Source organism: Ectobacillus sp., assembly GCF_056992975.1.
The window spans coordinates 1-7,702 of sequence record NZ_JBXKMX010000099.1 but is presented as its reverse complement, the minus strand read 5'-3'; the positions used below and the strand labels follow the sequence as shown (position 1 = coordinate 7,702).

The following is a 7,702-nucleotide window of genomic DNA, read 5'->3' as shown; positions in this document are numbered from 1 at the left end:
TGCCATTTACGTATACTCCCATATTAAGTGCACCAGACCCATTACTCGTTTTGGAAACAGAAAGTGATGTTAGATTATAATGATTTCCGATGTTCACCGTTCCTATATTTCGATTAATCTCTATGTTTTGGATGTTAGCCATTTTCATATGCCCCCTTGCATTCATTCGTAATACTATATGCAAAAGAAACAGACACTCTCATGAAAATTGTAATTCTCCCCTATATTCGTTCATTCCCCCCACCATATTGACGACCCTATACCCCTTTGCGTATAAATAACAACAAACATGCTCGCTTCGTACTCCTGAGCTGAACAAATTGTTACAGAAAAATGAACAACAAAGAGAGAGAATCCTTATGATTCTCCCTCCGTTAAATCCTATTTATTTTTCCTTGTCATTCTTTTTTATTTGCGTTTGCTTTTCTTTTGAAGAATTCGATGAGTCATTAAAATTTGGTTGTTTCTGACCACTATTATTGCTTCTTCCTTTTGCCATGCTGCAACCCTCCTCTTTTAATTAAGTCATCTGTAGTATGTGTGAAAAAGCAATGACTTATGTTTTAAAAATTAGGAGGGCTTTTGCACTATTAATTGGCAACAATATTAACAAGCTTACCTGGTACTGTAATTACTTTACGGATCGTTTTTCCTTCTATTTGTTCTGTTATAGTTTCATCCTTCATGGCTGCATCTTCCATTTGTTCTTTCGTTGCATCCTTAGGGATCATCAATTTTGCTTTTAGTTTACCGTTTATTTGCACTACAATTTCAATCTCGTCTTCGACAAGCTTAGATTCATCATAAGATGGCCAAGCACTGTACGTAATGGATTCTGTATGCGCAAGTTTACTCCATAACTCTTCTGCTAGATGAGGTGCAACTGGAGCCAATAGTTGAACAAAGCCCTCCATGTATTCCTTTGGAAGGATATCAGCTTTATAAGCATCATTACAAAATACCATCATTTGTGAAATTGCTGTGTTAAACCGAAGACCTTCATAGTCTTCCGTCACTTTTTTCACCATTTGGTGAAATACTTTATCGAGAGCTTTATTTGGTTTTTCTACTATTTTCTCACTTAGTTCGCCATTTTCTTGTATAAGTAAGCGCCATACACGATCTAAGAAACGACGGGATCCATCAAGACCATTTTCAGACCATGCAATCGATGCATCCAGTGGCCCCATGAACATTTCATATAAGCGGAGTGTGTCCGCTCCGTGACTTGCTACTACATCATCCGGATTGACGACATTTCCTTTTGACTTACTCATTTTTTCATTGTTTGATCCTAAAATCATTCCTTGATTGAATAATTTTTGGAATGGTTCTTTCGTTGGAACAACACCGATATCATACAGGAATTTATGCCAAAAGCGTGCATACAATAAGTGAAGGACTGCATGCTCTGCACCGCCGATGTATGTATCAACCGGAAGCCATTGTTTTAACTTTTCTGGGTCTGCTAGTTTTTCACTATTATGCGGATCGATGTAGCGCAAGAAATACCAGCAACTTCCCCCCCATTGTGGCATCGTATTCGTTTCCCGGCGACCCTTTTTCCCTGTAATTGGATCTACAACCTGAACCCATTCTTCTATATTAGCAAGCGGTGATTCTCCTGTTCCTGAAGGACGAATATTATCTGTTTTAGGTAGAAGCAACGGTAATTCTTCTTCTGGTACAGCTGTCATCGTACCATCTTCCCAGTGGATAACAGGAATCGGTTCGCCCCAATAGCGCTGACGGCTAAATAACCAATCGCGTAAGCGGTATGTTACTTTCTTTTCCCCTGTACCCTTTGCAACAAGCCAGTCAATCATATTAGTAATCGCTTCTTCTTTACCAAGTCCATTTAGAAAACCAGAGTTAATATGAGCGCCGTCACCTGTGTAAGCTTCTTTCGCAATATCTCCGCCTTCTACCACTTGTTTAATTGGAAGCTCGAATTTTTTCGCAAATTCGTAGTCACGTTCATCATGGGCAGGTACTGCCATGATAGCACCGGACCCATAACTAATTAGCACATAATCAGCAATCCAGATTGGCATTTTTTCACCATTAACAGGATTAATTGCATAGGCACCTGTGAACACACCTGTTTTATCCTTTGCCAAATCCGTACGTTCCAAATCACTTTTTGTTTTCACCTTATCTAAGTAGGCTTCTACTGCAGCCTTTTGTTCAGGAGTTGTAATTTTACCTACAAGCTCATGCTCTGGAGCTAGAACAGAGTATGTTGCACCAAATAAAGTATCTGGCCGCGTTGTAAATACCGTATACGTTTCATCCGTTCCATCAATAGTAAAATGAACCTCTGCACCTTCCGAACGACCAATCCAGTTTCGCTGCATTTCTTTTAAACTTTCTGGCCAATCTAGTTCTTCCAGATCTTCTAATAAACGATCGGCATACTCAGTAATTTTCAAAACCCATTGCTTCATCGGACGTCGTTCTACCGGGTGGCCACCTCGTTCACTCTTACCATCAATTACTTCTTCATTTGCTAGTACCGTTCCAAGGGCAGGACACCAATTCACGGCAACCTCATCGACATATGCTAACCCTTTTTCAAACATCTTAATGAATATCCATTGCGTCCATTTATAATAATCGGGATCCGTCGTGTTCACTTCACGATCCCAGTCATAAGAAAAACCGAGTGACTTAATTTGTCTACGGAATGTATTAATATTTTTTACTGTAAATTCTGCGGGATCATTACCTGTATCTAGCGCGTACTGCTCTGCAGGAAGACCAAATGCATCCCACCCCATTGGATGAAGCACATTATAGCCTTGCATCCGTTTCATACGAGCTAAAATATCTGTTGCTGTATACCCTTCTGGATGTCCGACATGAAGTCCTACGCCAGACGGATACGGAAACATGTCCAACACATAAAATTTAGGCTTTTCTTTGTCTTCTGTTGTACGGAATGTTGTATGTTCTTCCCAATACATTTGCCACTTCTTCTCGATTTCTTGATGATTATAACTCACCACAATACCCTCCATTCTATTTCCGTTGGAATGCAAAAAAAATGCAAAAAAACCCCCATCCCAAAAGGGACGAGAGGTTGTATATTCCCGCGGTACCACCCTAGTTAATGCAATTTGCATTCGCTCTTATCCGTAACGTGGATGAAACGATAATCGCTACTCATTCACGATTACTACTCCAAGGTGAGTTCACGACTAAGCTTAGATTGACTTGCACCGACCGTCAACTCTCTGATCCACTTGAAATCGCTACTACTCCTTATCACTGTCATTAACTATTTTCTTATACTCTATTTTAAATTATGTTCTATATCCAGTCAAACAGAGATTTTTCTCTCAATTTTCTTATGTACAAGCTTGTAATCATACACACTTGTAATAAAAATTGCTACGATTAGTGTAGCCAGAATGACGATGAATAATACACGAATATGAAATACATCAAAAATCACTCCGCCTGCCAATGGTCCGAGCATCCTTCCCCCTGTTGCCGCACTATTCACAAGGCCTTGATAAAATCCAGTTTTACCTGTAGGTGCTAAATTATTGGCTATGGTAGGTACTGCAGGCCAGGCAAACATTTCGCCGCATGTTAATATAATCATTGCAATCATATACATACGAAAACTCTCTGCTTGACTGACAAGAGCAAAGGAAATAATAAAAATAGATATTCCAATTATAAATTGTTGCTTTAATGAAGCTTTGATTGCCTGAACAATCCAATGAATAAGTGGTTGTGCCAACACAATCAATGCACCGTTTACAGTCCATAATAAGCTATATGACTTCAAACTAATATGTAACTCTTGCATACGTAGGGGGATGACACCTTGCCATTGTACATACGTACCCCAACACATCATATATGCAGTACATAAAATTAACAGCGATTTAAACATTGGAGTCATTTTCCAAAGGCTTCGCGTTGTTGGTTCATTTTCTATATGAACGGGCTTTGTTTGAATCGTTTTGAATCCAATTGCTGCTAACACAAAAAAAGCAGCATAGAGAATTAAATTTGCTAGAAAGATATAATCAATACGTAAGGATGCAACCAGTCCTCCAAGAGCAGAGCCAAGCGCCACGCCAAAATTCTGGGAAACATATAATGCATTAAATGCCCGCCGCCCACCTTCTGGCCAGATAGTAGCAATCATAGCATACATAGAAGGGAAAACCATTCCAGATCCAAGACCAATCGCGGCTAACCACACGACATATAGCGGCCAACTATGTATTATAACAAGCCCTGCAACAGAAACGAGTGTGATAATAATTCCTGTTAGAATAGACTTGTACCCTCCCCATTTATCAAACATATAACCACCTGCCAGATTTCCAATTGCAGCAGCAAGTGAATTAATCATCAAAGCCATTCCGACAACAGATAAAGACTTTCCTAAATAATTATGAATATAGATTGTATTAAAAGGCCATAAAAAAGAAGAGGCAGTAACATTTATAATCATTCCAATAATTAATAACCACGCTCGTTTTGGCATCGATTCTCCCCCTCACTTTTCCACACCATACCGATTGTATGTCTTTTTCACAGCGAAGACAACAGATTAACGTGTAGACGAATAATTCGGAAAAATCACTTTTCCACTTCACCCTACCTAAACGAATCTACTGTAAAAAAAGCCCGCCATAGGCGAGACTTTTTTACAATACTTTTCCTTACTGCTTCGCTTTTTGCGGCTGTCCTGTTCCATGGTTCCGTTGCTTCGCTTGTACAATCGGATCAGATTGATTTGAAAATTCCGGATTCGTGCCATTATTCGTTTTTTGCTCAGGATTATTTTGTTTAGAACGTTTTGTCATCGTTATACTCCTTTTTTCCATTTAATGTGGCGTTATAATCATTTGATGTTGCACATTTCGTATATTGGCAACCATTCGATCGATTCGTTCTCGCTGCTCAGCATTTGCATTGTGCATCATCGATTCGAGTGATAGCAAAGCCTGTTCAAGCTGAAGCTGGGAATCGGAATATTCGATATCATTGTAATGCTCTTGTTTCATAGCAATTTTTACTTGTTCTTTGCTAGCTTCAAGTACAGATTGTGCACTGCTAATGCATTGATCCAATGAATAACGATCTGTCATGGGTCTACCTCCTTTGTTCCTAACACGCTAAGGTGATGGGAAGTTTCACCTTATTGTGTCCGGAAAAAGGTATTGTTATGAGTATATATGTTATAATGATGGTTGTTTTTCGGTCGTTACTTTTTTTATATGGAGGAAATATTATGGAAAATCCATTTCTATATAGCAATGATAATAAACGATATCATACATGGAATTATCATCTAAGACAGCACTTTGGAGAAAAGGTATTCAAAGTTTCTTTGGATGCTGGCTTTGACTGCCCGAACCGTGATGGTACGGTTGCATTCGGTGGTTGCACCTTTTGCAGTGCTGCTGGCTCTGGCGATTTTGCAGGAAACCGAGCAGAAGATGTTGTGACTCAGTTTTATAAAGTAAAAGAAAAAATGAATGAAAAGTGGAAAAACGGTAAATGCATGGCTTACTTTCAAGCTTTTACCAATACCCATGCACCTGTTGAAGTATTAAAGCAAACATTTGAGCCTGTTTTAGAATTAGAAGGCGTTGTTGGTATTTCTATTGCAACTCGTCCAGATTGCTTACCTGATGATGTAGTTGAATATCTAGCTGACTTAAACAAACGTACGTATCTTTGGGTGGAGCTCGGCTTACAAACGGTCCATGAACGGACCGCTCTTCTAATTAATCGCGCTCATGATTATAAGACATATGTAGAAGGAGTAGAAAAACTACGTAAGCATAACATTCGCGTATGCTCGCATATTATTAATGGTTTACCACTTGAATCGTACGATATGATGATGGAAACTGCCAAAAAAGTAGCAAAGCTCGACATTCAAGGTCTGAAAATTCATTTGTTGCACCTCTTAAAAGGGACTCCCATGGTAAAACAATATGAAAAAGGACAACTCCAATTTCTCTCCCAAGAAGACTATGTAAATCTTGTTGTCGATCAGCTTGAACTGTTCCCACCATCTGTTATTATTCATCGTATTACAGGAGATGGCCCACCCGATTTAATGATTGGACCGATGTGGAGTTTAAAGAAATGGGAAGTGCTTAACTCCATTGATGCTGAATTTGAACGACGAGAAAGCTGGCAAGGAAAATTCGAAAACAAGGTGAACGAAAAATGAAACTAGAAGGAATATTACCTTTCGCTAGAATTCTGCTTCGATCTGCCATCTCACAAGGCGATGTGTGCGTGGATGCAACCATGGGGAATGGCCATGATACATGCATGCTAGCAGAAACTGTCGGAGATGACGGAACAGTATATGCATTTGATATTCAAGCGCAAGCGTTGGAACAAACGAAAAAACGTTTAGATGAAACAGGTATCGCAAACCGCGTCGTATTAATTCATGACAGTCATAGTAATCTGATTACCCATCTACCAAAAACTACACATGGTAAGATAACGGGAGCAATTTTTAACTTAGGCTATTTACCCGGCGGCGATAAAGATATTGTCACAAAGCCTGCGTCTACAATCGATGCCATTACGCAGCTCCTATCTATTATGGCACCGGAAGGAATCATTGTCCTCGTTATTTATCATGGGCATCCGGAAGGAAAGACGGAGCGAGACCATATTCTTTCCTTTGTACAAGAGCTTGATCAGAAAAAAACTCATGTGCTTCGCTATGAATTTATCAATCAACAAAATGATCCGCCGTTTATTATTGCAATAGAAAAAAGAAAATGAAACTAGCCTGCCGACTAGAATTCTAGTTGGCAGGCTAGTTTTGCAGTACATTATTGCGCTTTTTTCCGATACATTTTCCCATTTAAATAGAAAAAATAAGACGTTAAGCCTCCGAACCTCACAATTTTCTTCGCCATTTTTTTTATTTCTTTCTGCTCATGTATCTTTTGATCAGACATATAAACGCCAAGCAAGCCCCGGCTCAGAAGCTGATGAAACTTCGCATCAGGCAAACCGCGCACATGCGCGTCACTTTCACGTACAAAGTGATGAAATCGTTTCAAGGTCTGTTCCTTATTTTCATAGTAGCTACAAAAATTCAAATCACCCTCGATTCGATCCTCCTCCTGATCTATAAAATAATCCAATAAAATGTGTAACCCTTGTACGTAAGGAAAGTAGCCTTGTTTTATTTTCAAAATATGTTCCTCACTTAATTCCTCATGAAACGAATAAGATACGAGACAAAAGATGCCAAGCGTACTGCCTGCACATGCAGAAAATTCAAACCATTCCATAGCAGGAAGCTCGTCTTCGTATGCATGAAACCAATTTTGTAACCGTCCTTCACGTTCCTCAACCTTCACATGCTTATGAACTTGCAAATCACAATAATAACCGGCAAGTTCATGAAGGGTTGGGGCAATTTTCGAGTAGTGATGCGATTTTTGTAAAATAGTTTGACACGTCTGCACCAATTCATGTAGGTAGCCGCCATCATCTTGATCTTCGCGGTAGCGATAGTAATTCACAAGAGGCTGAGATGGCGTTAAGGCATGAAGCATCGATTCATGCATGGCTTCAAAATCTAGCGGATCAAGAGAGGTACTTCTGTCACATAAATTATCAAGGTAATCACTTATCGTTTGATAGGCAACAACAAAAGAGATACAATCATTACGGTTTTCTCCCGCTA

At 39.4% G+C, this 7,702-nt stretch carries 8 protein-coding genes and 1 other annotated feature; of the genes, 2 read left to right on the top strand and 6 right to left on the bottom strand.

Annotated elements, in window-relative coordinates:
* The 5 genes from AC11ZT_RS04850 to AC11ZT_RS04830 all read right to left on the bottom strand — a co-directional run.
* The coding region (locus AC11ZT_RS04850; RefSeq protein ID WP_484058527.1) for a spore germination protein at positions 1-142 on the bottom strand (142 nt) is incomplete at its 3' end.
* 448 nt (positions 143-590) lie between these two features.
* A complete protein-coding gene (gene leuS, locus AC11ZT_RS04845; protein ID WP_484058526.1) occupies positions 591-3,005 on the bottom strand; it encodes a leucine--tRNA ligase in 2,415 nt (804 codons plus the stop codon).
* Between the two features lie 62 nt (positions 3,006-3,067).
* Positions 3,068-3,280, bottom strand: a binding site (T-box leader).
* 42 nt (positions 3,281-3,322) lie between these two features.
* Complete coding sequence (locus AC11ZT_RS04840; protein WP_484058525.1) at positions 3,323-4,510, bottom strand: MDR family MFS transporter; 1,188 nt, start codon at positions 4,508-4,510, stop codon at positions 3,323-3,325.
* Positions 4,511-4,688: 178 nt separating this feature from the next.
* Positions 4,689-4,832, bottom strand: coding sequence for a glycogen biosynthesis protein GlgD (locus AC11ZT_RS04835; RefSeq protein ID WP_484058524.1), 144 nt, complete (start codon positions 4,830-4,832; stop codon positions 4,689-4,691).
* Positions 4,833-4,853: 21 nt separating this feature from the next.
* On the bottom strand, positions 4,854-5,117 hold the full coding sequence (locus AC11ZT_RS04830; RefSeq protein WP_484058523.1) for a DUF2524 family protein: 264 nt from the start codon (positions 5,115-5,117) through the stop codon (positions 4,854-4,856).
* A 143-nt stretch (positions 5,118-5,260) separates the two neighbouring features.
* Between AC11ZT_RS04830 and mnmL the strand changes: the two genes are divergently transcribed.
* Together mnmL and mnmM are read left to right on the top strand one after the other, a co-directional pair.
* Positions 5,261-6,214 (top strand): tRNA modification radical SAM protein MnmL/YtqA, encoded by a 954-nt coding sequence (gene mnmL, locus AC11ZT_RS04825; RefSeq protein ID WP_484058522.1) that lies wholly within the window; start codon positions 5,261-5,263, stop codon positions 6,212-6,214.
* Positions 6,211-6,786, top strand: a complete 576-nt coding sequence (gene mnmM, locus AC11ZT_RS04820) for a tRNA 5-(aminomethyl)-2-thiouridylate-methyltransferase MnmM (RefSeq protein WP_484058521.1) — start codon at positions 6,211-6,213, stop codon at positions 6,784-6,786. Before mnmL ends, mnmM begins: the two co-directional genes overlap by 4 nt.
* 50 nt (positions 6,787-6,836) lie before the next feature.
* Here mnmM and AC11ZT_RS04815 read toward each other — a convergent pair.
* Positions 6,837-7,702 (bottom strand): tetraprenyl-beta-curcumene synthase family protein (locus tag AC11ZT_RS04815; RefSeq protein WP_484058520.1); only part of this gene is annotated, 866 nt, incomplete at its 5' end.

Excerpts from the sequence above, each read along its gene's own strand:
- AC11ZT_RS04840 (WP_484058525.1), bottom strand. The coding sequence starts at position 4,510 with ATGCCAAAACGAGCGTGGTTATTAATTATTGGAATGATTATAAATGTT.
- AC11ZT_RS04835 (WP_484058524.1), bottom strand. The coding sequence starts at position 4,832 with ATGACAAAACGTTCTAAACAAAATAATCCTGAGCAAAAAACGAATAAT.
- AC11ZT_RS04830 (WP_484058523.1), bottom strand. The coding sequence starts at position 5,117 with ATGACAGATCGTTATTCATTGGATCAATGCATTAGCAGTGCACAATCT.
- mnmL (WP_484058522.1), top strand. The coding sequence starts at position 5,261 with ATGGAAAATCCATTTCTATATAGCAATGATAATAAACGATATCATACA.
- mnmM (WP_484058521.1), top strand. The coding sequence starts at position 6,211 with ATGAAACTAGAAGGAATATTACCTTTCGCTAGAATTCTGCTTCGATCT.